The organism is Tsukamurella sp. M9C (assembly GCF_020169415.1).
Lineage (GTDB): Bacteria > Actinomycetota > Actinomycetes > Mycobacteriales > Mycobacteriaceae > Tsukamurella.
Window position 1 is genome coordinate 1 of record NZ_JAIULG010000108.1, and the last position, 431, is coordinate 431.

A 431-nucleotide genomic window follows, 5' to 3' on the forward strand; every position below is an offset into this window, starting at 1 on the left:
TACAACGCTTGTGCTAATAGCAAACTTTTACTTAAATGTACCGCTTCTTGTCGTTCTTGCTCCGTTAAATAAACATTTCTTGAACTTTTCGCCAAACCATCTGCTTCTCGAACGATATCAATACCAATAATTTCAACGGCATGATTGAAGTCTTTTACCATTTGCTCGACAATAGCCAATTGCTGGGCATCTTTTTTACCAAAATAAGCATAATCCGTCATAACAATATTAAATAGCTTATTAACTACTGTTACCACCCCATCAAAATGCCCTGGACGCTTCGCTCCTTCTAACACATCAGCTAATGGACCTACTTTGACATCAATACCTAATTCACCTGGATACATATCTTCTACTGCAGGATGAAAAACAATGTCCGCCCCTACTTCTGATACTAATTCTAAATCTTTATCAATTTGTCTCGGATAAGC

1 protein-coding gene is annotated in these 431 nt (G+C 37.4%); it reads right to left on the reverse strand.

Features of this window, described 5'->3' with window-relative positions; translation table 11 throughout:
- Positions 1-431: pantoate--beta-alanine ligase (locus LB823_RS23600; RefSeq protein WP_224652213.1), on the reverse strand; the 431-nt coding region annotated here is incomplete at both ends.